This is a genomic window from Paenibacillus sp. FSL R7-0652 (genome assembly GCF_038595045.1).
In the GTDB taxonomy this organism is placed as follows: Bacteria; Bacillota; Bacilli; order Paenibacillales; family Paenibacillaceae; genus Paenibacillus.
Window position 1 is genome coordinate 6,545,016 of the sequence record NZ_CP152001.1, and the last position, 22,700, is coordinate 6,567,715.

General features: G+C 45.9%; 19 protein-coding genes and 1 pseudogene. 5 read left to right on the forward strand and 15 right to left on the reverse strand.

All coding sequences use genetic code 11. From position 1 onward, the window contains the following. Positions 1–2: 2 nt before the first annotated feature. A complete protein-coding gene (locus MKY97_RS28460; RefSeq protein ID WP_342553489.1) occupies positions 3–464 on the forward strand; it encodes a hypothetical protein in 462 nt (153 codons plus the stop codon). A gap of 97 nt (positions 465–561) precedes the next feature. On the opposite strand, the gene MKY97_RS28465 is transcribed toward MKY97_RS28460, so the two are convergent. From MKY97_RS28465 to MKY97_RS28490, 6 genes are all read right to left on the reverse strand, one after another. Next, entirely contained in the window at positions 562–732 is a 171-nt protein-coding gene (locus MKY97_RS28465) for a hypothetical protein (protein WP_342553490.1), read from the reverse strand. Positions 733–841: 109 nt separating this feature from the next. Continuing rightward, positions 842–1,282 carry a hypothetical protein gene (locus MKY97_RS28470; RefSeq protein WP_342553491.1) on the reverse strand — a complete coding sequence of 147 codons (441 nt, stop codon included), beginning with the start codon at positions 1,280–1,282 and terminating at the stop codon, positions 842–844. Between the two features lie 173 nt (positions 1,283–1,455). Next, positions 1,456–1,959 carry a hypothetical protein gene (locus tag MKY97_RS28475; RefSeq protein ID WP_342553492.1) on the reverse strand — a complete coding sequence of 168 codons (504 nt, stop codon included), beginning with the start codon at positions 1,957–1,959 and terminating at the stop codon, positions 1,456–1,458. Between the two features lie 11 nt (positions 1,960–1,970). After that, on the reverse strand, positions 1,971–3,251 hold the full coding sequence (locus tag MKY97_RS28480; protein ID WP_342553493.1) for a WXG100 family type VII secretion target: 1,281 nt from the start codon (positions 3,249–3,251) through the stop codon (positions 1,971–1,973). Between the two features lie 192 nt (positions 3,252–3,443). Beyond that, complete coding sequence (locus MKY97_RS28485; protein ID WP_342553494.1) at positions 3,444–3,641, reverse strand: hypothetical protein; 198 nt, start codon at positions 3,639–3,641, stop codon at positions 3,444–3,446. A gap of 5 nt (positions 3,642–3,646) precedes the next feature. Next, positions 3,647–5,347, reverse strand: a complete 1,701-nt coding sequence (locus tag MKY97_RS28490; RefSeq protein WP_342553495.1) for a diguanylate cyclase — start codon at positions 5,345–5,347, stop codon at positions 3,647–3,649. 452 nt (positions 5,348–5,799) lie between these two features. On the opposite strand from MKY97_RS28490, the pseudogene MKY97_RS28495 reads away from it, so the two are divergent. Next, positions 5,800–6,962: pseudogene (locus MKY97_RS28495) on the forward strand (IS3 family transposase). A gap of 103 nt (positions 6,963–7,065) precedes the next feature. Here the strand turns inward: MKY97_RS28495 and MKY97_RS28500 are convergent. The 6 genes from MKY97_RS28500 to MKY97_RS28525 form a co-directional block, all read right to left on the reverse strand. Next, a complete protein-coding gene (locus tag MKY97_RS28500) occupies positions 7,066–7,857 on the reverse strand; it encodes an SDR family NAD(P)-dependent oxidoreductase (RefSeq protein ID WP_342553496.1) in 792 nt (263 codons plus the stop codon). 29 nt (positions 7,858–7,886) lie between these two features. Then, on the reverse strand, positions 7,887–8,942 hold the full coding sequence (locus tag MKY97_RS28505; RefSeq protein WP_342553497.1) for an AraC family transcriptional regulator ligand-binding domain-containing protein: 1,056 nt from the start codon (positions 8,940–8,942) through the stop codon (positions 7,887–7,889). Between the two features lie 416 nt (positions 8,943–9,358). Further along, positions 9,359–10,129: an AAC(3) family N-acetyltransferase gene (locus MKY97_RS28510; RefSeq protein ID WP_342553498.1), complete on the reverse strand. Its 771-nt coding sequence runs from the start codon at positions 10,127–10,129 to the stop codon at positions 9,359–9,361. Between the two features lie 262 nt (positions 10,130–10,391). Then, positions 10,392–11,816, reverse strand: coding sequence for an L-arabinose isomerase (araA, locus tag MKY97_RS28515; RefSeq protein WP_123063856.1), 1,425 nt, complete (start codon positions 11,814–11,816; stop codon positions 10,392–10,394). 501 nt (positions 11,817–12,317) lie between these two features. Then, complete coding sequence (locus MKY97_RS28520; RefSeq protein WP_090923505.1) at positions 12,318–13,013, reverse strand: L-ribulose-5-phosphate 4-epimerase; 696 nt, start codon at positions 13,011–13,013, stop codon at positions 12,318–12,320. A gap of 2 nt (positions 13,014–13,015) precedes the next feature. After that, positions 13,016–14,635 carry an FGGY-family carbohydrate kinase gene (locus tag MKY97_RS28525; protein WP_342553499.1) on the reverse strand — a complete coding sequence of 540 codons (1,620 nt, stop codon included), beginning with the start codon at positions 14,633–14,635 and terminating at the stop codon, positions 13,016–13,018. A 513-nt stretch (positions 14,636–15,148) separates the two neighbouring features. Between MKY97_RS28525 and MKY97_RS28530 the strand changes: the two genes are divergently transcribed. The 3 genes from MKY97_RS28530 (at position 15,149) to MKY97_RS28540 (ending at position 18,525) form a co-directional block, all read left to right on the forward strand. Continuing rightward, positions 15,149–16,240: a GntR family transcriptional regulator gene (locus MKY97_RS28530; protein ID WP_342553500.1), complete on the forward strand. Its 1,092-nt coding sequence runs from the start codon at positions 15,149–15,151 to the stop codon at positions 16,238–16,240. Between the two features lie 227 nt (positions 16,241–16,467). Next, the gene (locus tag MKY97_RS28535; protein WP_342553501.1) at positions 16,468–17,322 is read left to right on the forward strand and encodes a helix-turn-helix transcriptional regulator; all 855 of its coding nucleotides are present in this window, start codon (positions 16,468–16,470) and stop codon (positions 17,320–17,322) included. A gap of 222 nt (positions 17,323–17,544) precedes the next feature. After that, positions 17,545–18,525, forward strand: coding sequence for an aldo/keto reductase (locus MKY97_RS28540; RefSeq protein WP_342556483.1), 981 nt, complete (start codon positions 17,545–17,547; stop codon positions 18,523–18,525). Between the two features lie 146 nt (positions 18,526–18,671). Here the strand turns inward: MKY97_RS28540 and MKY97_RS28545 are convergent, their stop codons facing one another. The 3 genes from MKY97_RS28545 to MKY97_RS28555 all read right to left on the reverse strand — a co-directional run bounded on the left by MKY97_RS28545 (position 18,672) and on the right by MKY97_RS28555 (position 22,692). Further along, entirely contained in the window at positions 18,672–19,883 is a 1,212-nt protein-coding gene (locus MKY97_RS28545; RefSeq protein WP_342553502.1) for a HAMP domain-containing sensor histidine kinase, read from the reverse strand. A gap of 166 nt (positions 19,884–20,049) precedes the next feature. Next, on the reverse strand, positions 20,050–20,595 hold the full coding sequence (locus tag MKY97_RS28550; RefSeq protein ID WP_342553503.1) for a 50S ribosomal protein L25: 546 nt from the start codon (positions 20,593–20,595) through the stop codon (positions 20,050–20,052). 237 nt (positions 20,596–20,832) lie between these two features. Continuing rightward, entirely contained in the window at positions 20,833–22,692 is a 1,860-nt protein-coding gene (locus MKY97_RS28555) for a hypothetical protein (protein ID WP_342553504.1), read from the reverse strand. Positions 22,693–22,700: the final 8 nt, after the last annotated feature.

Consider the following 22,700-nt stretch of genomic DNA (forward strand, 5'->3'; position numbering starts at 1 on the left):
TTATGAATATATATAGCATGGATAAAAAAGACGTTCAATTGACCCACCTCATAGGCTATACATTATCTAAGCTTTGTACCTACGAATGGGTCAAATTTAATATGTTTGCAAAAGAGAACATTTACCACAGTACACCTGGATTATATTTTCGATTTCATAGTCCAGGGCAAGTGTATAACCAATTGGCTAAATGTGTAGATTCTTTCCAAGAAGGGGAACTTCAGTGGAAATTGTACCTAAGTTTTGAGAGCCGTAATAAAAATTACAGCTTAGAGCCATATGAAGTATTCTTAGCAAGATCAACAGACGAATTTAAAGAACACTATGACTTAAAGCGTATATTGGGTGAAAGATACAATAAAATCTGCGAATTAGGTATTAAGGATATCCCTGCTTTAAATGATCATATCGAAAAATGGTTTCATGTAGAAGATAAAATGCCTATTCTTCCTGATCAAGACTAAAAGATGCTATTGAATTTTAGGGAGTAGATCAAAATTGTTTATCGTATTGTTCATTTCCGCTCTCAGGAGAGCAAACGCTCAGCATTCATCCTCTAACTTAGGCACAAAAGGTGAAATTCACCATTAACAGAAACAAACCAAACGTTCTTCCGTTGAAATTCAATTCCATTATTCCATCTATATCTTGTTTGGCTTGATCAAACTGCTCTGCCGACATTTGCTTCAGTGCGTCCAAATCATCTATGGCTTTAAATGAAATCGTGAACATATTTTGAGCACACTCCGGTTCCACTCAATCGTATTCAATATATACTTTGCATCCGTCTTGTTTCTCAAAAACTACAATGCTAGTTACTAAGAAGACCTATTCAGGACATTTATTCTTTCAAGTTGTTTAAGTCGAACGGTTCCATATCTATAAACTTATCGTACCAATGATTTAATGGAATATGTGCAAACCCTACCACGTTTAATTCTCCTGGTTTTAGTACAACCAATCCTTCTCTTTCAAAGATTTTGATGAATGGTTCATATATAAGTAAGTAATCAACATAACCATGATCCTGATCAGCTAGCTTCGCTAACTGCAAGTAGTATTCAAAAACTTTATACACATACACGTTACTACCGTGTGTTGCCATGGCTTCCACGTTGCAATAATTTGAGATTTCAATTTCTTGTTCATCCCCAAGTATACTAGCAACATTAGCTATGAAAGGAGGCAGAGGTTTATTAGAGGTGTCTCTAAAGAAGAGTGTTAATCTTCTTAGATACTCCCGTGCTAAATCGGCTTCTATTTCAGAAGAGCGCGTCCCCACACTTTCCCAATTAATCGTATTAATCCTGGTTACTGCTGTTTCAGAATCACTCTGGTCACCTCTTGTTCATATCCGTTCTTTTACGTGAAGAATGCCGTAGGAACCCGGCGCTAGTTGACCAAGCAGATTTCGTATGTTTTTTGTTTGAGCAAAATCTGTATTTATTTGAACTTTTAAAATGGCCTTTCATCAAGTATTTGTAGAGTCCTTTCACTGATATCTTGTTCCTCAATAACCTTATCTCTCCAATAATTAAGAGGATATGCCGAATCTCCCACCATCATTTCACCTTGCCGAATTGTGAAGCTCCCACCTCTCTCCATAAATTTAATAATAGGTTCAAATAAATTAATATGTTTATATGCTTCTTGTACACCTCGATCTGCTAATTCGGAAATTTCTAAAAAACTATAACAGACCGCCTTCATATATACATTTTGAAAAATATTTAGTTTTGGAAGGCAATCATATACTTCACTGTTTATTGTTTCTCCTATAGTCTTGGCAAAACTAAATATAGGATATCGATCTATGTTAATAGCTCTCATGTTCAGAAATATATTAACTCTTCTGAAATACTCTACGATCAAGACATGATGGGATTCTTGTAACTTTTCTTCTGTCACATCATTTATTGACTTTAGACGTTCAACAGCTTTATTTAATAAATATCCCATTTATCTTTCACCTACTTAAAAGATTTATTAAAGAAATACTCTTCATATCCAGGAAAAGAAGCTCTAGGTTGTTTAGGAGCGTTCTCATGGGCTCCAGGTGGAAATCCATCATATCTTCCCGTTATTGGATTCCATGATTCTAAAGTCCGATACTTTTGTCCCTGTGCCATCAACTTCCGCTCAACTAGCTCATGATCTGCCAATTGCTTGAACCAAGATTTTTGTTCAACGCTCAGTTCACCCTTTTGAGCAGTTTTCCATGCGTATGCTATTTCGTCGTCTGCTATGAACCGTTCCATTTTAAACTCTTTACCACCAGGTTGAGGAACCTGATGCTTGCCAAAGAATAAATGCTTCTTCATGGCTCTTATTTCATCTACACTTAATCCGGTATTTGCCGCAACGTCCTTGATATCATGCATTTTTGTTTGTCTTATCGACTCATACTCCATCTCTGCCACTTTATCATAATCCTTCATCCCGGAGCCGGTAAACTTTTTACTTGGGTCCACTTCGTGAATCTTGTTGTTTACGCTAGCTTTCTCTGCATTCGCCACATTAGCCTTCATCTTTGCGACTGCCGGATCAGAAGCAGGCAAATGAAATAGCCCTTTGCGACCCGGCATACTTCCGCGAACCATCTGGAAAGCCATAACGATCTGGCTGAACTTCAGAGAAGTCAGCATCATCTGAGCATACTTGTCGGATACAGGCTCGCCCGTGAAGGGATGGATTCGATTTTCAAAAGCTTTAATCTGCAACGCATTAATATCTTCCCCCAGCTCTTCCACATGACCTGCTGCTTGCATCTTGTTGATATCCAAATGCCCCTGATCCTTCTCATAAGCTTGCAGAGATGCCTGATCGGGAACACCATTTTCGTTTACAGGCATCCACATCAACCTACCATAAACATCGACTTGTGCCATCCGGTAGCCTTTATCCCCCGAACCCGCATCACTCCCCGAGCTCTTCGTCATCGCTGCCGCACCCACAGCGCCAATAACACCACCCAGACTGCCCTTCTCGGCATCTGCCTGCTCAAACCTCGTAGCAATATCTTTTAACTCTTTTGAAGTATACAACATGCTCTCCAGTGCTTTCTGTAATACAGGACGTGACCGTGCAAAATCACCATAAAAACGTTCCTGCGTCACACCCAGCCATACAGCCTGAAGAAACATGATCTGCCTTGAAAGATTATCCTGGATATGCTCCAACTGTTGTCTCGCCCGATCCACCTGATTGGATACGTGATGTAATTGTTCAGGGGTCACTTTGATTGTACTCATACGCTTTCTCCGCTCATTTGAAATAGGATTATCCTATGTTAGCAGAAGTATAATATGTAAAACCATCCGGTTAACATCCTGAATTTACCTATAACCCGACATCTGATACACCACTCATCGGTGCTATAGTCCTATATGCATATACCCACATCCAAGCACATCCTACCATTTTCAGTAAACCCAATAACGTCCCTACTTTATTCCCGCTAAAAACACCCGATACCGCTCAATCTGCTCCTCCGTCGCTATTTCTCGCAACGACTCCAATACCGCTGTACACTTGATAATATGCCTCTTATCCCCAGCCTGTCCGCTACACACATCGCCTTCAAAATAAAATCCACCGCCTCCTGCGGCCTTCCCATCCACTGTAATCTTTATCGTCTTCATAAATATCACACCGCTCCCCGCGCCAATACCCCATACTCCACCCGGTTTCGGCCCTTTTGCTTCGCCCGATACAGTGCCTTGTCCACCGCATTAAAGAGCTGGATTAGGTATCGATCGCCATCTTCCGGCACCTCGTCGTCATCATACTCAAAATCATCAATCGACAGAATTCCAACGCTGATTGTAATCGCTATGTCCCCAATCTCATGGTCTGCTTCTATACGGTTGGACTCCACTGCCCTTCTTACACGCTCCGCAATCTCAATGGCCAAGTCATGCTCCGTATGCGGCAGGTAGATCATGAATTCCTCTCCGCCATAGCGGGTTAGAATATCCGTACTGCGTACAGATTGCCGAAGCACCTCTGCTGTACGCACCAGTACTTCATCTCCAATGACATGACCATAATGATCGTTGACCGCTTTAAAATGATCAATATCGAGCAGCATAAGAGAGAACGGCATTTTGTACTGCAGGTTTGTGAGTACTTCGTGGTTTAGATGCTGCTTCAGATAGCGGCGATTATAACAATTCGTCAGACTGTCCGTCAGGACCAGCTCTTCCAGCTTGCGGTTGGCCTCGGACAACTCCTGTCGAATCAGATCCAGTGCCTCGGTGCGCTCATGCAGCGTTCTATACTGCTGATTCATCGCCTTGGCATAGAAGCGTTCCTGCGTAACATCTTGGAACGTCAGCAGATGCCCTAACGGAGCAAGAGCCGAATCTACGATTGGAGATGACTGCAGAATGTAGTGACAAAGCTGATGATCCCTCTCCACAATCACTTCGATCTGGCAAAGCTCCATTTTTTTCAAACGATACTTATTCAAAAACCTCCGGGCATCCCCCTCAGCAGTCCCCCCTGCAAGAAATGCCTCCATGTCCCAGACATCCCCCACATGCTGTTCTATAAACAAACGAGAGGCTTTATTCTCCTCCACAATGACTCCGTTCTCATCCAGCACCAAGATGCCATAGGGGATCGTATTAATGACGTCCTCATGGGCAATGGAGACCAGATTGAACACATTGTACCTTTTGATCACATACACAAAGAACAGATCGGACAGGAAAATCCCGAGCGAGGTCAGACCCGGAATGATTGGCAGCCAGCGGCTCAGCAGCACATTCAGAATCGCATCAAGGGCTGCAAACGCAGCCAGCACAAAAATACCCCATAGGGTAATTTTGACCTGCTTTTGAATCATCGCGGGTGTCTTAGACGAGAATACGGCGCGGAACATGATCACCAGAGAGGAAACGAAGTAGCTCACCAAAATGGACATCACAACCCAGAACCAAGGGCCATAAGCACGATGGATATATCCACCCTCCAGAGGCATCACAAAATCATGCCATGAATTGGCCACTACCCCAATTGCTCCGATCACAGCAGGTACAAACAAAAGCATCAAACGCGCATTACTCAGCCGTTCCGCATAACCGGTGATAAAGAGTGTCAGCAGCAGCCACCCGCTCCCCAGCAGAGAGACCGAAACAAAGGACAGCAAAACATAGAACAACTGCAGCCCCGGATCATCTGTAAGCGTAATCGCAAACTGACAGAACGGCCACATCATCATTAAACCATGAAACAAAAAGTACACTTTATGTAAGTTCGTAATTCTAACCGCAGCAAACACATACACGCCCACACCAAACAACAGCACGAACAACGAAAGGTCATACCACACTAAAGGGTTCACAAATCTTCTCCTTCTTGGATGCGACAATGATTCCATGGTTATCAAGGAATAATGCTGATACACTGACATAATTTAAAACTTTATCCTTCTGAACGTTCTAAAAGCAACAATGATGAGCTGCCTTTACCCCAATACTATTTTCCCACTGGCTAAATTACCCATATCGTACCACACCCCCGATACCCTGAGTAGCCCATTCGCTGGAATTCTGACCAACCTCTGATTGAAATCATGATCTATTTTGCACTTTTATGAAAGTTTTTGAAGGCTCGCTCAATATCAAAAAACGTTCAGCGTTCGACTAAACATCGTCCAGCCCGCAGCAGTAAGGAATCTACGTTATGAAAATCAAAAAAGCCAACCCCTGTTTGGTATTATCCCCTTTTAGTAGACATGAGAAAAAAGACATCTGTTAAGATGAACTTAATCATGTAAACGAAGGGGGTTTTTTCATGGCTAAAAAAGGACAAACATACCGGCGGTACTCCTTGGAGTTGAAATTGGAGGCCGTCCGGCTGGTCAACGAAGAACATATGAGTATACGTGAAGTAGCGACACGTTTAGATATTCAAAATAAATCTCAGGTACAAGTGTGGGCAGCCAAAGCGAAACAGGGAATGAGTCTAGAACCTGCTATACCCAAACGTGGACGCCCTAGAACCAAGTTTTCCAGTATGGAAGAAGAGATGGCGTATTTGCGGGCGGAGATTGAATACTTAAAAAAGCGGTATCCAAATCTACACAAGGAGTGACGAGTAAAGCAGCCAGATTTCAAATCATTGAGGACCTGAGAGCACGCCATGGTCTGGCTTGGCTCTTGAAGTTAGCTGCGGTTTCCCGCTCGGGTTATTACAAGTGGAGAAAAAGCATAGCAGCCGCAAAAGAGCGTAGACACAAAGAACATGAACTAGAATCCCATTTGCTTGCCATTCATCGCGTGCATCCTTACTTTGGCTATCTTCGAATGACCGTTGCTTTACGACGGGAAGGCCTTCGAGTCAACCACAAAAAGGTGTACCGATTAATGAAACAATTAGGCATCTGTTCTGTCATTCGAAAAAAGCGTCGATTCTTTGGAAAACAAGCCTCTGTGGTAAACCCGAATCGGCTGGAGCGTCAGTTTCAGGCGGATACACCACGAACGAAGCTGGTTACGGACATTACCTATATTCGTGCTGGAGAACACTTTGTGTATCTCTCTGTTATTCAAGATTTATACAATAACGAAATTGTAGCGTGGCATCTTTCTGAACGAAATGACCTCGCTTTGGTTCATGACACGCTGGACAGACTCCGTCAGCACGTGGATCTGAATGGCGTAATCCTACACTCAGATCAAGGATTTCAATATACGTCGAAGCCCTTTAACCGTAAACTAAACCAGCTCGGCATGCTAGGCAGTCACTCCAGGCGTGGAAATTGCTTAGATAATGCCTGTATTGAATCTTTTTTCTCTCATTTGAAGACGGAGAAGATTTATTTGAATAAGGCAGCTAACAAAGCAGAGGTTGAACAGCAAGTGAGTGAATACATATTGTTTTACAACCAAAACCGATTTCAGAAAAAACTAAACGACCGTTCCCCGGTGGAATACCGGGAAACAGCCGCAGCTTAAATCTTGTCTTTTTTGTACTGTCTACTTGACGGGGTTATGACCAGTTTCGATTGGCTTCACTTTAATCTATTGCGTTATTGTTTAAATATCTAACCCGGCTTAATTAGTAAATCGTCGGAACCATTCCCCCGTCCATACGGATCGGTGAACCTTTGAACGGTGCTGCATAAGGGCTGCATACAAATGTCGCAAGCCTACCGATTTCACTGGGTCTAATGAATCGCTGCAGCTCGGATTGTGGAAGATGAGAGGCCATGAATTGTTTTTCTTTCTCTTCAAAAGTCATATTCTCCTCCTGAATAACACGCTCAACGATCTGCTGCACATGCTCTGAAAGTGTTGGTCCAGGCATAATCGTATTGACTGTTACCTCCGTGTCCACTGTCAATTTGGACAAACTTTTCGAGAGGGAGAGAAGCATCGACTTGGTTACGGCATATTGCGGCATCTGTCCAGGCATCACTGCTTCATCGCTCGCTATAAAAATGATGCGGCCAAAGCCATTGCTCAGCATGGACGGCAAATAAAATTTGGTGACTGCGTTTGCGGAAAGCACGTTGGTTTGGATATATTTCTCCCACACCGCATCATCTACGTCATAATAAGATATGATCTCATAAATCCCGGTGTTATTGACCAAAATATCAACCTGCGGGAACTTGGAAAACAAAGCCTCCCGCTCAGTGGCATTAACGATATCAGCTGCAGCATTCTGAGGAGACGTATTCGGATACGCAGCCTTGATATCGCTAACGACGCGTTCTACTTCTTCAACATTCCGTCCATTGATTAACACGTTAACGCCCTCTTTGGCCAACTCGATGGCAATCGCTTTGCCGATTCCTTTCGTTGATCCAGTAATCAATGCTGTTTTGTTATTCAATCCCATATCCATGATACTTTCTCCCTTTTTGTTCCGGTTGTTTAATGACTACGTTGAATGTCCGAATGTGTATCTTCTGCCTGAGCTGCATATCCTTCCGCATATTCGCTGCGCCAATGAGCAGGTGTATCGCCTTCCCAAGTACGGAATGCCCGGTAAAATGAGTTTTGGTCTTCATATCCAAGCAGGAATGCCACTTCTTTAATGTCCAGAGATAAGTCTGCCAGATACATTCGTGCCTGTTCATGCCTTGCCTTTTTAAGCAGAATTACGAAGCTTGTGTTCTCATCGGTTAGTCGGCGCTGAAGCGTACGATCGCTCATGCCCATTTCCTTGGCTATCGTATGCATATCGGGACGTCCGGCGCTGAAGCTGCGCTTCATAATCCATTGGACCATCTCCGACACAGAACAAGTTTCTTGATGTTCATGTATCGTACAGTCCAGTGCAGGGGTGAGAATTTCAAGCAATTCTTTATTATAAGTAAGAAAAGGACGATCCAAATCTCTCCGATGCAGTGTCAATCGATTCCGATCGGCATCTGTTCGGACGCGGCACCCAAAGTACGCTTCGAGAACCTGTGCATTTCCCATCGGCTGTGCAAATTCTACAGCTTTTGCTGTCAGATGCTGACCTGTCCCCCGCCGTCCCAACTCAAGCAGAAATGCCAGCGTTATACCAACCAGTAACGGTGGACAAGATTGATCGGTAACGAGCCAATCCAACTCAATCGTGCATTCCTCGCCGTCTTCAATCATGTTCAACCTTTCGGGAGGACAGAGCAGCTTATATCGGGACATCCGCTGCAATGCATCACGATAATCACAGGCGTGATAGGTGGCTAATATTGTTGGCGGATATTTCGCGACTTCATATGTGGTTGCAAGTTTGATTATTCCTTGAGCAATATCCCCTGCTAAGTCGGAATATGCCTGCCAGATTGCATAATATTGAGCAGTAATTACAGCCGGCTCCGAAATAATCGTAAGCGGCAGTCCGGCTTTGCGGACGACATCATGTGCGGCAATCCCCAATTGACATAGTCCACCCCAGAAACCTGGCGGCATTTTGATGCGGTCAAAGGATTGAGTTGTCATTCATCTGCACCTCCTTCTGCTGACTGACACATTCGGATGATAAACTTCCACCTACGCTGACTTATGAATATGATGATACTCTTCACATTCCGATACGTAACTAGCACAGAGCGACAACAGACTAGCAGAACACGCCGTTCTCTAATCTTATGGACCCTGACATCAAAAGTAGCTGGTCTCACTTTCTAACTTTTTCAGAAACAGAGATAAACACCAAAAGAAACCTACATCATCAGAGGTAGGTTTCTTGTTTCAAATACCTGAAAGGACATCAGTCTCCTATAGGTGAAGTATCAGAAGCTGAAGCTCGTTTCTCATCTTAACGCCCCATTGTTTCATTCGCTTCATTAGAAGATCGTTTGCTTTGCATTGAAAATCAGGCTCCTTCTTCAACCTGAGTATCAGACAATTTCCGCTTACTTCACATCTGCCAATGGCTCATTGTCCGAGAACAGATCCGGATTTTCCTTTAACATCTCCGTAAGTACCTCAGTTGTTTTGGCGGCATCACATACGCTGGCGACAGCATCTCCAAAGCTTCCTTTATGCATAGCTTCTGCTTGAACCAGTACATCATCTACTTTCCAGAAATGTTCTGACCATGATAAACCGCAGTGTCTGCGCGAAGGCACGGAAATTTTAGTTCCATCCGGCAAAACCGTATACAGCATCTCATGATCATCTGTCATTCTGCCTGGAATGTCCACCCATTCTTCTATGCCGTGGATGAACGTATTCCGTTTCAAGTCCACGCCGACCAGCAGTATAGTAGCTTTGCGATCGAGCAGCTTGCCCCATACAGAACCTCGTGCACACGGCGTATCGAAGAGATGATCGTCCTGAGTGAACGCCCGTGCGTCTTTACCTAGGGCCGCTACGGAGTGTGTAGGATGCCAGGAGCGGACTACGTTATCACGTTTACGAAACAGCTCAGGCAGAATGCCCACACAGCAGGAAGAAGTTTCCACGTGAAACAATGGATTATCCTTGTTAATCGTTGACCACGTATGTGTAGGCAGCACAAGCAATCCGTCCTTCATGTAGTCACTCAGCACATCCAGCACAGTATCTGCTCCACCTTCCACTTCTCCCATACTCTTCATGGATGAATGGACAAGCAGTGTACCGCAGGGATCTATGCCTAATGTTTTAAGCTGAGCTGTAAGACTTTCGTATGTATGTGTCATGATGAAATAACCTCCTTTGAAATGAAACGATCTGCCGCAAAATAAAACAAAGGGCCGAGATTATCTCTCGGCCTCTGGAAATACACTTTTTATACTGCAAGCAGATGCTCGCGCTGATGTCTGATATGACTTTCCAGCCCGATCTCGTTATACTCTGATCATACTTCAGGTACTGCCGGAATACAACTTGAATTCAACCGCTGCAGTTTGTGTTACGTTATTCACGATGATTGTATAAAACCAATAAATCCGCGTCTTTTTCCTATTTAATTACAACGTACTCCAAGTTCACCAGCTTCGCGTACGTGATGATCTGATCTGTCGTCAGGTTCAGAGATACAACCGTGTGGTGTCCGCCCCCGTTCTCAATCCAGGCTTTAACCCCGTCCTGGAAGTTCGGCTTCACTGTCCACAATACACGTGCCACTGGCAGGTTGGGTGCAGGAACGGTTGGTTCGAAGGCGGATACTTCGTTGATCAGCAATTTATAATGTGTACCGAAGTCTGCCATGGATACTACGACGCCTTCTCCAGCTTTGCCGTCGAATACGAGACGAGCCGGGTCTTCACGATCGCCAATTCCCAGTGGGGAGACGATGATTCTTGGTTTTGTGCTGGCAAGTGTCGGGTCAACCTCAAGCATGTGGGATTGCAGAATCGCCTCCTGACCGGATGCCATTTCATATGTGTAATCTTCCATGAAGCCCGTGTTTTCATTGTGAGCCATGATTTTCAGCAAACGATCCAGCGCAGCTGTTTTCCAGTCTCCTTCTCCCGCGAATCCGTAGCCTTGAGCCATCAGTCGTTGTACCGCCAGGCCCGGAAGCTGCTTCATGCCGTGCAGATCTTCGAAGTTCGTTGTGAAAGCCGTGTAACCACCGTTATCCAGGAACTTTTTGATCGCAATTTCATAGCTTGCCTGCACACGTACGCTGGCTTCCCACGCTTCTTTGCTGTTCGTGCCATAATCGAATTCATACAGATCCGCATACTGCGTGATCAATTCATCAATCTCCTGCTCAGTTACAGCGTTCACGTATTCCACAAGGTCGCCAATGCCGTAGTAGTCTACTGTCCAGCCAAACTGGATTTGAGCTTCGACTTTATCACCTTCTGTTACCCCTACGTTACGCATGTTGTCGCCGAAACGAGCAACTTTGATGTTAAAGCTTTCGTTGTACGCCACCGCTACGTCCATCCAGTCTGCAACCTGCTGCTGCACTTCCGGACGCTCCCAGTATCCCACAACAATTTTATTTTGTTTTCTCAGGCGAGCATTGATGAAGCCGTACTCACGGTCACCGTGTGCCGCTTGGTTCAGGTTCATGAAGTCCATGTCGATGGTTGCCCATGGAATGCTCTCGTTATACTGCGTTGCGAGGTGAAGAAGCGGCTTTTGCAGCAGCTTCGTACCGCGAATCCACATTTTTGCTGGAGAGAAGGTATGCATCCAAGTGATTACACCCGCTACTTCATCGCGGTAGTTCACTTCTTTCATGATGCTGGTAATTTTGTCTGCGGTTACAGCCAAATCCTGCAGCACAAGCGGGTAAGGGAGTACGCCGCTAGCGTTCAGGGCATCCGTAATTTTCTGTGCGTTTGCTTTAACTTCACCGAGTGCTTCTTCTCCGTACAGATGCTGTGAACCGACAACGAACCAAAACTCTTTTGCTGCTGTTGCTGACATGGAATCATCCTCATTTCGTTAGTTTATAGTTGGATAGGCTGGTTACACCGGGGCACTCCGATTGCAGTACCATCTTTCGATCGCTGGTTATCATCGGATTTCTTTTCCTTCCCCTCTTAATGGGGAAATCCGAGGATAAACGCGAGCACTTCGCTTCTTCAGATTGGTTCTGCACTCTCCGTTAATGGTGTAAAAAGGTTATTCAACTGCGGGTTGGGCAGGGTAGTTACACCAGGACACGATTGCAGTACCATCTTTCGATCGCTGGTTATCATCGGATTCCTTTCCATTCCCCTCTTAAGGGGGAAATCCGGTGATAAAGGTGAACGCTCCGCTTCTACAGCTTTCTTCTGTCTGCTCCGTTAATGGTGTAAAAAGGTTATTCAACTGCGGGTTGGGCAGGGTAGTTACACCGGAACACGATTGCAGTACCCTCTTTCAATCGCTGGTTAACCTTCGGGTTAATTTGAATGCAGCACCCCGAGCTCTGCATAATACAGATTACTTCTGGCCGTAATACGCGTCCTTGCCGTGTTTGCGCAGGTAGTGTTTATCCAAAATGCCTTGCGGCAGTTCTTTGGCAAAGTTGTTCAGTTGACGCGCGTACAGGTTCATTTTGCACACTTCCTCCAGCACGACGCTGTTCACCACAGCCGACTTGGCGTCTTTGCCCCATGTAAACGGTGCATGACCATGCAGGAGCACTGCCGGAATCGCCATCACATCCAGTCCACGCTGCTCGAACGTTTCAATGATTACGCGACCTGTCTCCGCTTCGTATCCGCGATCGATCTCATCCTGGTTCAGGAAACGTGCACACGGCACGGCTCCGTAGAACGTATCGGCGTGAGTCGTTCCCATGACAGGTACGTCCAGGCCTGCCTGCGCCCAGATGGTTGCCCATGTGGAATGCGTATGCACAATGCCGCCGATTTCCTTGTAATGTTTGTATAGGACGGCATGGGTTGCAGTGTCCGAGGAAGGTCTCATCTCCCCTTCGACCACGTTACCGTCGAGATCGACGACAACCATGTCACTGGCTTTCATTTTTTCATAGTCGACTCCACTTGGTTTAATGACGAACAGACCGCTTTCCCGATCAATCGCGCTGACATTCCCCCAAGTGAACTTCACCAAACCGTGCTTAGGCAGCTCCAGATTGGCTTCGAATACTTCTTGTTTTAGCTGTTCTAACATGTTTAGTTTCCTCCGTTCTCTACCAAGTGCTCTACGGCGGCGTGCTCAATGGCAAGTCCGCTCCGGTAGCGTTCGATAAATGCTTCAAAGCCCTTTACATCTGCTGATTCCGGTGCCACTTCGACCCCTTCGACATCCTTGAACACCTTTTGCTCCAGGAAAACGTCCAGCGTTTCCTGCTCACCCTGATTAATCAGGTATGAAGCCAGTAAGGCCATTCCCCATGCTCCGCCTTCACCTGCGGTAGACATGACGGATACAGGAACATTCATGGCCGCAGCTACGATTCGCTGTCCCACCACAGGTGTCTTAAACAGACCGCCATGTGCCAAAATGCTGTCGATCGCCACCTGCTCCTTCTCGGTCAAGATATCCATGCCAATCTTGAGTGCGCCAAACGCACTGAACAGGTGTGTGCGCATGAAATTCGCCAGGTTAAACTTGCTTTCAGGTGAGCGCACGAATAACGGACGTCCATGCTCCAGACCTGTAATATTTTCGCCAGAGTAATACCCGTAGCTGAGTAATCCGCCCCCATCCGGGTCGGCTTCAAGCGCCTTGTTAAACAGCACACTGAACAGCTTGCCGGAATCAGCCTCTATGCCCATCGCCTGAGCGAATTCGCGGAACAATCCGATCCATGCATTGAGGTCACTGGAGCAGTTGTTGGCATGCACCATGCCGACCGGACTGCCATCCGGCGTAGTTACCATATCAATCTCGGGGTATACGCTGGACAGCTCCTTCTCCAGTACAATCATCGCAAAGACGGAGGTGCCCACTGAGATATTCCCTGTACGCTTTCGAACGCTATTGGTGGCAACCATCCCCGTTCCTGCATCACCTTCTGGTGCACACAGTGGAATACCGGATGCCAGTTCTCCTGATGGATCGAGCAATTTCGCTCCTTCTTCGGTCAATGCACCTGCATGTTCTCCAGCGAGGTACACTTTAGGCAGCAGATCCTCGACCTTCCATGGGTACCCTTTACCAGCAATATGGTCATTAAACTGTTTAATCATCGCCGGATGATAATTATGCGTTGTCTCGTCAATCGGGAACATCCCCGATGCATCGCCGATCCCAATCGCTTTATTCCCTGTCAACAGCCAGTGGATGTAACCCGCCAGTGTGGTCAGGTAATCAATCTGAGGCACATGCTGTTCTCCGTTCAGAACTGCCTGATACAGATGCGCAATGCTCCAGCGCTCCGGAATATTGAACTGCAGCAGCTCTGTCAGCTCGCGTGCAGCCGCACCCGTCGTAGAGTTACGCCATGTACGAAACGGCACGAGCATTCCCCCCGCTTGATCCAGCGCAATATATCCGTGCATCATCGCAGAGAATCCGATTGAACCTACGGTCGCCAGCGGTACACCATACTTCTGCTGCACATCCTGCTTTAACTCGCGGTACGCTGTCTGCAAACCCGTGATGATATCCTCCTGATTGTACGTCCAATAGCCGTCCTTTAGCAGGTTCTCCCACTCGTAACTGCCGGAGGCAATCGTCTCGAAATGCTCATCAATCAATACCGCTTTAATGCGTGTTGATCCAAGCTCAATCCCAAGTGAGGTTGCGCCCTTAGCAATAGCTTCTTTCACATCCACATGACTCGTCACTTCCGCATTTCCCCTCTCTGGTCGCCATCTACGTCCGAGGAATGGCATCTATTCCAGTCCACACACAACCATGTGCATTTCCACTTCCGTTAATGGCTCTAATCTATTCCAACATTCCAAGAATGCGCTTTCCTGTACTGACAGCCTTAGTATATTTTTTGTACGTACATTTGTCAATGAGATATCAAAGTTATACTAACAAAGAACTACTTTTGAGAAATATTCAGTAATATCAACGTATTTTCAATTGTTCTACCTTCAAAAAGTAACATTCAATTTGGCAAAATTGAAGCCAGCTGTACGCAACATTTAACAAAATGTACGGTTTCTCTTGCAAGCAAAGCAAACCATGCTAAAATATGTACGTACAACTTAAGCACTGATTTAATAACTTATATACTGAAATACTATGAATTGAATAATATAGAAGGTTACTCTATCATCGAATTGCAATGCACGAACGACCTGTAATTCAATTTTTATATAGAAGTTACAACGAAAGAAGTGGACGAATTGAGACCTAAATACCAAGTCATTATTGATGATATAAAGAGTCATATCCTGTCGGGAACGTACAGCATCGGCGAGCAAATCCCCACCGAATCAGCCTTGCAGGAGAGGTATAACGTGAGCCGTCAGACGGTTCGTAAGGCCATTTTGGAATTATCCAACGAGGGATTTTTACGCAGCGAAAAAGGTTCGGGCACCTATGTCAGCAATCTGTACCGATCGCGAACAGGTGGTAACCCTTCCAAAAAGACGATTGGGGTCATCACAACCTATATCTCGGACTATATTTTCCCATCCATTATTCGCGGTATCGAACGTCGTCTGAATGAGGACAACTACTCGCTGCTGCTCGCCAGTACAAATAATGATGTGGCACAAGAGAAAAAGGCGCTTGAAATGATGCTCTCTTATGGTGTGGATGGTTTGATTGTGGAACCGACCAAAAGCAATCTGTATAATCCGAATATTGCATACTACCTGTCCTTTAAGGAGCAGGATGTGCCGTTTGCGATGATCAATGCGTATTATGAGGAGTTAGAGGTACCCTTTTTCTGTCTGGATGATGTACAGTCCAGTTATCTCGCCACTAAAGAGTTAATCTCCAAAGGCCACACCCAGATTGGGATAATTGCCAAAATGGATGATCTGCAGGGCAAGTACCGGATGAAGGGATACATCAAGGCACTGGGGGAAGCAAAACTGAGGTTCTATCCCGAGCATGTGCTCTCGTTTGATACCGCATCAAAGGCTGATCTGTCTGCAAACGTGACAGCCTATCTGCAAGAAAATCGGGATGCACTCACCGCAATTGTCTGTTACAACGACGAGGTTGGGTTAGAGGTAGTGCATGCCTGTCGCCAGCTCGGCATTTCAATCCCGGATGAGCTATCCATTATTGGTCAGGACAATTCCTACATCGCCAAAAATGCCAATATCAGACTCACCACACTCACGCATCCTCAAGAGCAGATGGGACGTGACGCTGCCGATTGGGTCATTCGCAAGCTGCAGGGGAAGAAAGATCTCCCCCATCAAACCTACTATCAGCCTGAGCTGGTGGAGGGCGAGACGGTGAAGGAGATAGAGATTGAATAAACATCCCCATGCTCGCACTCCTATTTTCCTCACTTCCTTGCCTTTATGCTTACTCTATTCTGTAAACGCAGAAAACGCCGTGAGCCAGCAGCAATGGATACAGTAGTGATATAATAGCTGGGACACGGAGTAACATATATCGTACGGATACGGTAAGTTCCGTAAAGATTTACGTATATCACAAGCAATATAATTTAGGATAAAAAAGCCCAGGAGGTGATCTCGTCATGGTTGATATGAACAACCTATCACAACCAGCCCCTCTGTCACCTGTGGACTTAAACAGCATGCGTGCCAAAACCTTGGGAGATTATCTGAAATCTCGACGCGCAAGGCTTCAACCCGAGCAAGCAGGATTCGCCAAGACTCATGGGCAGCGCCGAACACCTGGGTTACGCCGAGAAGAGGTGGCCATACTGGCAGGGGTTAGCGCAACCTATTATACGTTTCTGGAGCAGGGACGAGAGGTGGCCGTCTCCCGAGAAGTTATCGAGAGTATTGGCCGGGCCCTTCAGTTGTCTCCCGATGAGCACGCCCACCTTCTCGGCCTATGGAATGGCAATGAGCCTGAGATGGCGCCGCCAATCACCTCGGAAATCTCTCAATCTTGGTGGGATATTGTGAATCAGATGGCTTTTCCCGCGTTCATCACGAATGGCCGTGCCGAGCTGCTGGCCTGGAACACAGCTGTCGACAAATACGTAATGGACTTCACTTCACGTACTCCAGAACAACGAAACATGATGTCCAGCCTATTTACAGATCCGGAAATGCGCGTTCGACTTATCAATTGGGAGGAGATGGCGGCACATTCCGCTGCCATATTCCGTACCTCTTATGATAAATATGCACATGATCCGTGGTTCCCCCGGTTTGTAGACAACCTTTCCAAAGAAAGTCCTGAATTTGCATCGTTATGGAAGCTGCACCAAGTAGAGGCTAAGAGGGTTACGCGTGTGTTCTACCAACCTCCAGGCCAAGAGCAAGTAAATGTATACGAGATTAAATCTCTATCCTTCACCCTCGACCATCCAGATCTGCATCTGTGCATCTATTCTCCAGTCAAGAAACAGGAATCATAAACTTTGCTTGCCCCTCTTCTTTCACAAATTGATTGATCTACACTTCATTTACCACCGTAGTTCTATACAAGACAACCGAAATAATACCTCATCCTGGTACTGCCGTTACTAGCATAGGCATGCTGTGGTTGGGGCAGCTGCTGCGAATTAAAATAGGATCATACCTTAGCGTAACAATGAAAGGTCTATATTCTCTAATTTGCGGAAAAGAGGGACAATATGATGGAGTTTAATAATGGAGTGGTGAAAAGGAAGTTAGGTTCACTTGGACTTGAGGTATCCGCACTGGGACTTGGTACCATGATGATGCCTGATAACGAGGATTCGATACGCACGATCCATGGTGCACTGGATCAGGGAGTTACCTTGTTCGACACAGCTGATATATATGGTGAACATTTCATGCAGCAAGGACGGTTCGGAGGTAACGAGCAGCTGGTTGGCCGAGCTCTGAAAGGCCGCCGTGATCAAGCCATTCTGGCGACCAAATTCGGCATTGTATCTCCAACCATGAAAGTACTCGGACACCCGGCGTATGTCAAAAAATCAATCGATTCCAGCCTGCTTCAACTGGGCACGGATTACATCGACCTGTACTATCAGCATCGTGTTGATCCAGACATCCCCATTGAAGAGACCGTCGGCGCTATGGCTCAACTTGTGCAGGAGGGTAAAGTCCGCTTTCTTGGTCTTTCAGAAACAGCGGCGGATCAGATCCGGCGGGCACATGCCATTCATCCCATCACAGCGGTAGAAACAGAATACTCGCTATGGAGCCGCGAAGTAGAAGATGAGGTACTGCCTGTGCTGGATGAACTGGGTATCGGTTTTGTACCCTACAGCCCCTTGGGACGCGGATTCCTGACTGGACAGATTCGGACATTTGATGATCTTCCTGCGGATGATTACCGCCGTTTCTTTCCTCGTTTCCAAGGGGATAATTTCAATAAAAATCTGGAAGTCGTTCGGCTGATTGAACAGCTTGCCGCACGAAAAGGCTGCACTACGCCTCAATTGGCTCTAGCCTGGCTCCTGGCGCAGGGGGAGCAGATTGTGCCTATTCCTGGTACGAAACGTCTGGATCGGCTGCAGGAGAACCTCGGTGCATTGCAGGTAATGATCACGCCGGAAGAACTGGCCGAGATCGAACACATCTCGCCAAAAGGGTTTGCAGCCGGCGAGCGTTATCCTTCGTTTCCCTGAGTCAGAGCTGATTAAGATGGTGAATAAGAACAGGAAAAAGGCTGCCCCTCGGCAGCCTTTCTTAACTCACTTTTTAAATCTATTTATACTCATACTCTTCTTTTATTTATTCCTCTTCACAGGGAATCGACTACTCTCCGTGCCCTTTAGCTGCGGTCTGCTGCCGGAAACGTTAGAGTCACCGTAGTCCCTTTTCCCTTCTCACTCTGATACTTAATCGTTCCGAGAGCCTTCTCCACGATGTTGAAACAGATCATCAGTCCAAGTCCGGTACCATTCGTTTTTAGTGAATAAAACGGTGTCCCGAGAGCCTTCACTTCTTCCTCAGTCATGCCGCAGCCCTGGTCACTAATCTTGATCTCCACCGTTTGCTTCACGCGTTTTGCGGTTACGAGAACCATCTCCCCCACATCCGAGGCCTCGAGGCCATTCTTGATCAGATTAATGATTACCTGCTTGAACTCAATCGCATTCATGAGGATGGTGCATCCCTCGCCGACCTGAATATCTATATGTTTGTTGGATAATGTCGCATAAGAACCCAGCAGACTGGCAACCCCTTCAAGCACATCCTGTACATCCACCCTCTCGGGAATCATCTCATGGTTTGGTTTGGCGATATTCAGGAATTGAGACGTTACCTGTTCGACCGTATTCAGCTCGTCTATCATTAGCGCAAACTTCGATTTATCCGAAGCGTTAAACGCAGGATTCTCCCGATAGAGCTGCAGGAACCCCCGCACCACGGTCACCGGATTACGAATTTCGTGAGCAACCGCTGCCGTTAAATGCGAAACCATTTTTAGACGTTCGGATTGCTGGACCTGCTCTAGATATAATTCCTGCTTTCGTATACGATCAAAGGTCAGATAAAAGATGAGAAACAGCAGCAGTTGACTCGCAATAATATTAATGAGATTACCCGCCAGATCTGTATGTATATAGCTGTACGTCGTTCCCTGACTATGGATATAACCCGTCACGATCACCAGCAGGATTACGTTCAGAGTGAGGGAGATATAGAACAGTTTGAAATCATAAAACAATATAGCGAGAGCCGGAAGCAGACAGATCATGATGTACGTTGTCCACGTCTGAGGATAGAGCAGGGCAAGTGTGTAGAAATAGACAAACCCGAGCAAAATGATGGTCAATCGGAAAGCAAACGTCTCATATTGAGGATACATGAGCAGACATGCAGGGATAATCATGACACATAACAAGTGGATTATATACCCGGGTGTAACGGACTGAAGTTCTAATGTAGATACACCTAATCCAGCCGCCATTAGAATGATCATCAATAACATGGAAAAATAATACGTTTTACGGTTCACCGGACTGTGCAATTCCTTCATACATTCACCACCTTTGTTCAAAAACTTCCTCCTTATAGTATTGTATCTTATTTCCCATATTACCTTCCATGGATGAGAAATATTTTATTTGCGATTCACACTCCAAAAAAACAAGCTGCATAGGCGATTAGCCCATGCAGCTTGACTTAATTATACTTCGCTACTCTTAAGGTTTAATAACCGAAAGAAGTGACTCGTTGCCCTCCGAGATTACCGTTACCTCAGGAGCGAACACTGCGTCCTTCACATGCAGCGTTTCTCCAATCTTCATTGCACTGATATCGAACTCGACCACGGTTGGCAGATGGCGAGGCAGCGCCTCCACTTCAATAGCAGCTAGCTGGATCTGCACAACACCACCATACTTCGCATCCGCTGGTGTTCCGTTGAACTTGACAGGAATTTTGGTGCGCAGCACTTCTCCACTCTGTACCTGCTGAAAATCGACGTGAATCAAATCCCGTGTAACCGGATCACGCTGCAGGTCCTCAAACAGCACGGTAAGCGAAGGCTTCTCTTCAAACTGCAGTTCGATAAAACCGGAAGTGCCTTGTTTGAGCCACTTTTCGAATTGAATCGCGGGTATATGAATCATCTCATTCTCTGTGTTCTTGCCAAAAACAATTCCGGGCAGGCGGCCAGATTGACGCAAATTCCGAAGTCTGGAAGGCTTTAATTTGATGCGGCTCTCCGCTTGTATATAAGTAGTCATGCTATGTTCGCTCCTCTATATTCAATGATTTTTTGTACTCTTTCGATCATCCAACATTCCCCTAAGGGGGCTAAAGAGAGAAACATAGCATCACCACCTCCACATTGCATCGCAATCATAATAAATACATTAAATGTAAACACCCATAATATACAGCAAGGCACTCTACTTGAAAAAGTAGAATGCCCTTGGGATGCTTTCAGCCTATCATAGAAACATGTTTTTGTCGATTAAGGACTATGTCAAAGTCAGCACAATCTGGTTCCCGGTGCGGGTGATTTTGTAAATGCCCTTCTGCATATCAATACCGTAGTGTTTTTTCAACAGCCATTTGGCATTCAGATCAGTCTCGACCACGACAAGGTAATCGTAGTTACTTAATAGATTATCCATATTATCTTCATAGAACAGCACGATGCCATCCACATTCGGTGCGTATAGAAAATATCTGCCGACATACTGCATGTAATAACTCGTAACCTGCTGATCCCGATCAGAGCCATAAAACAGATAACGATTCATATCCTCCCTGCCGCCGGTATACCACCGATCACCTGTCACTGCATGAACTTCATAAGGCAGCGTTTTATCATAGCTTTGGGTGATGGATATCATGCCGTTATACTCCGACAGGAGCGTTGTGGCCGCGAGCGCCATACAGGCGATAATCCCCTGCTGATAATGCCTTTTGGACTGTACCGTCTTGAATGACTGATAATCAGGCACCTCACCTATGCGGTAATGAAACGTACGCTCTATATCAACAGCAGCACAGAGTACCAGTCCCCCGGCAAACAGCACAACGATACTAGATGCATAACGCTCAAACCCGGCCAGTCGGACGGCCTCATCCACCGGCATGGAGAATAGATACAAGGCCAGTATTCCAGCATAGTACAGCACAACCACAACATCGAGCGCAATCAGTGCTTTCCACAGATTCCACTTCTTCTTGAGCACCACATAGACCGTAATGGAAGCAGCGATTGCAGCAAGATGGAAAATAACAATCCCCAGTACAGGTCTGGATGTAATATCTATACTGGATTTCAGGAAGAGCACCAGGATCTCCCACTTCTGCTCAGCTGTTTTCCCTGACTTCAGCGCAGCAGCGGCTCCCTCAAATTTGTTGTTTACACCGTGGAATACGGTTGCCATACGCCAGCTCCAGCTAAAATAGGGCAGCAGCGCTCCTACTATCGTTCCGATCACAGCAAGTCCTATTCTCCAGTTAGCGCGCTGCTTATGCTTAAGCCAGATGTATACGAGAAAGATGAGGCCAACAGCAGCAAAAATAATACCTGTGCTTTTGATAATGGTCAGCAGGCCTGCCAGCGGAAGAATAATGATGCAGGCCCGCTTAAGATCATGACGGTATTGATATATGGCTGCCACTATGGCCAGGGCATAGATCGGAAGCAGGAAATCCACCAGCAGATTGGTAATACGAATTGTCAGGTTGAAGAAGGACAAGGTGGACAAACCAAACCCGAGAAAAGCATACAGCAGGAACCGTTTTTTCTCCGACACAATACCGAACATGGCGTAGAAACAGGAGAAAATCAAGAGGCCCTGCGCTAAGAGCATGATTGGCTCAGCATGTCCCATAAACCGGCAGATGTAATAGATAAACGACGAGGTGCCGAGTGGATAATTTTTAAACTCAATCAAATCGGAATCCGGCGTCGGAAACGCATTGGTGCTCAGCATATCCTTCACGACAATTGCCCAGTGTGAGAAATTATCGTAGTGTGTCAGCTCGGTATGGAACAGAATCAGCAGAAATATGAAGACCCCGCCCAAAAAGCTTAATTGGAATAACGAAAACGAAAATGACCATGCCCTTCGTTTGCTCTGATACAAGGCCTGCACCACATTGCCTCTAAACATCAGCAATCCTGCGACCAGCACAATAATACTTCCCGTGAAGAGCTGCCCCGCTAATCCGGCAAAATAGATGATACAGGCAATAGACGAGAACACAAATATCGGGATGAACTCCCACCGGATGGACATGACTTTACGAACAAACTGCATATAACCGATCATTGATATTATTAGTAATATACCCATCACAAGTTGAAGCAAGAACAGCATTTCTATCT

What these genes read in the sequence shown, in the direction of transcription:
- MKY97_RS28555 (WP_342553504.1), bottom strand. Translation starts at nt 22,692, where the DNA reads ATGCTGTTCTTGCTTCAACTTGTGATGGGTATATTACTAATAATATCA.
- MKY97_RS28475 (WP_342553492.1), bottom strand. Translation starts at nt 1,959, where the DNA reads ATGGGATATTTATTAAATAAAGCTGTTGAACGTCTAAAGTCAATAAAT.
- MKY97_RS28460 (WP_342553489.1), top strand. Translation starts at nt 3, where the DNA reads ATGAATATATATAGCATGGATAAAAAAGACGTTCAATTGACCCACCTC.
- MKY97_RS28500 (WP_342553496.1), bottom strand. Translation starts at nt 7,857, where the DNA reads ATGGATATGGGATTGAATAACAAAACAGCATTGATTACTGGATCAACG.
- araA (WP_123063856.1), bottom strand. Translation starts at nt 11,816, where the DNA reads ATGTCAGCAACAGCAGCAAAAGAGTTTTGGTTCGTTGTCGGTTCACAG.
- MKY97_RS28510 (WP_342553498.1), bottom strand. Translation starts at nt 10,129, where the DNA reads ATGACACATACATACGAAAGTCTTACAGCTCAGCTTAAAACATTAGGC.
- MKY97_RS28505 (WP_342553497.1), bottom strand. Translation starts at nt 8,942, where the DNA reads ATGACAACTCAATCCTTTGACCGCATCAAAATGCCGCCAGGTTTCTGG.
- MKY97_RS28485 (WP_342553494.1), bottom strand. Translation starts at nt 3,641, where the DNA reads ATGAAGACGATAAAGATTACAGTGGATGGGAAGGCCGCAGGAGGCGGT.
- MKY97_RS28535 (WP_342553501.1), top strand. Translation starts at nt 16,468, where the DNA reads ATGGTTGATATGAACAACCTATCACAACCAGCCCCTCTGTCACCTGTG.
- MKY97_RS28520 (WP_090923505.1), bottom strand. Translation starts at nt 13,013, where the DNA reads ATGTTAGAACAGCTAAAACAAGAAGTATTCGAAGCCAATCTGGAGCTG.
- MKY97_RS28465 (WP_342553490.1), bottom strand. Translation starts at nt 732, where the DNA reads ATGTTCACGATTTCATTTAAAGCCATAGATGATTTGGACGCACTGAAG.
- MKY97_RS28480 (WP_342553493.1), bottom strand. Translation starts at nt 3,251, where the DNA reads ATGAGTACAATCAAAGTGACCCCTGAACAATTACATCACGTATCCAAT.
- MKY97_RS28545 (WP_342553502.1), bottom strand. Translation starts at nt 19,883, where the DNA reads ATGAAGGAATTGCACAGTCCGGTGAACCGTAAAACGTATTATTTTTCC.
- MKY97_RS28550 (WP_342553503.1), bottom strand. Translation starts at nt 20,595, where the DNA reads ATGACTACTTATATACAAGCGGAGAGCCGCATCAAATTAAAGCCTTCC.
- MKY97_RS28540 (WP_342556483.1), top strand. Translation starts at nt 17,545, where the DNA reads ATGGAGTTTAATAATGGAGTGGTGAAAAGGAAGTTAGGTTCACTTGGA.